The sequence below is a fragment of the Vreelandella sp. 2A-K22 genome, from assembly GCF_054065485.1.
This window is the reverse complement of the sequence record NZ_JBSUGC010000039.1, coordinates 1-1222: the sequence shown is the minus strand read 5'-3', so window position 1 is coordinate 1222 and position 1222 is coordinate 1. Positions and strand designations below refer to the sequence as shown.

At 57.0% G+C, this 1222-nt stretch carries 2 protein-coding genes; one reads left to right on the top strand and one right to left on the bottom strand.

Features of this window, described 5'->3' with window-relative positions:
• Positions 1 to 424: 424 nt before the first annotated feature.
• On the top strand, positions 425 to 934 hold the full coding sequence (locus ACW17M_RS24075; RefSeq protein ID WP_012561131.1) for an antirestriction protein ArdA: 510 nt from the start codon (positions 425 to 427) through the stop codon (positions 932 to 934).
• A 44-nt stretch (positions 935 to 978) separates the two neighbouring features.
• On the opposite strand, the gene ACW17M_RS24070 is transcribed toward ACW17M_RS24075, so the two are convergent.
• On the bottom strand, positions 979 to 1222 hold a 244-nt coding region (locus tag ACW17M_RS24070), incomplete at its 5' end, for a hypothetical protein (protein WP_457548201.1).

Sequence of the window (1222 nt, the reverse complement as noted above, 5' to 3'; positions counted from 1 at the left end):
GCTCAGCGGGGCACTGGCCGTGACGGTGCGGTGTCCCCCGTAACCGGCCGCGCGGCGGCCGCTAACTCGCAGTACGGCGCCGCGACCCGCAGGCGGGCCGCCGTACCCGCGCGCAGGCGCGCGGCGCCCACTGCGCACCCCCGTGGGGGACGTGCGGCAGCTGCGTGGCGGCGGGCTGGGTTATGGCTTAGCAGGGAGGGGGGTGGCCTGTTGCTCCGGTCAGTCCCGCAGTTTCCGGCGATTTGCGGCCGGTGTCCGGTGGAGTCCGGCGCGGTCGCCTTCCATGCCCTGACGGGCATAAAAACAGGTAAATAAATTCCGTACTTGTATTGACTTTAAAGGCATAATCACCGATAATTAAATCATCGGGAGGCAATACCGCCGCCCGAAAAATTGCCGGTATCGGCGCTTTAAGGAGTACACCATGACTGATATTACGACCCCTTCTGTTTATGTTGGCACTTACCATAAATACAACTGCGGAAGCATTGCGGGAGCCTGGCTCGATCTGACCGATTTTGATAGCTCAGAGGAGTTTTACGAGCGCTGCCGCGAGTTACACGCAAATGAGGCTGATCCAGAATTTATGTTCCAGGATTGGGAGGGTATTCCGTCTGGTATGGCGTCAGAGTGCCATATCAACTGGGATTTTATTAACGGCTTTAAACAAGCCCGCGAGGAAGGTAACGAAGCGGCGTTTGTGGCCTTTGTTGATCTGTTTAATAGCACTGATTTCGACCTGTTTAGAGATGCCTATATGGGCGAAGCTAAGGACGAAGAAACTTTTGCAGAGGAATACCTGAATGATAGCGGTCTACTGAATGATATTCCTGAATCCGTAGCCCGATATTTTGACATCGTAGCCTATGCGCGGGATCTGTTTATTGGGGATTTCAGTTTACATGACGGACACGTATTTAACATGACTTGCTGAAACCTAGTCCCCCGCAACGCGGGGGATATTAAACACCGCTCTAATTAATCGCCGGTATCGGCAAACAGCCATCTGGGCGGCTGCGCCGCCCCTTTGCTGCTGCTTGCCGGTGATCTCTCCAGCTCATGTTCTGCCATTGCACTAAATCCTGATGCCACACCGGGCGTTACCCCTTCGGGGTCGCTCTGCTGTGCTGCGCATCGAGCCGGTTCCCGTCTCGCCCCGCTTACGCGGGCAGCGGCCGCTAACGCCTCCGGCCTTCGGCCTCCGCGCTCCGCTTGGCAGGCC

Bases quoted from the DNA above. Each gene is read 5' to 3' on its own strand.
- ACW17M_RS24075 (WP_012561131.1), top strand. From the start codon at position 425: ATGACTGATATTACGACCCCTTCTGTTTATGTTGGCACTTACCATAAA.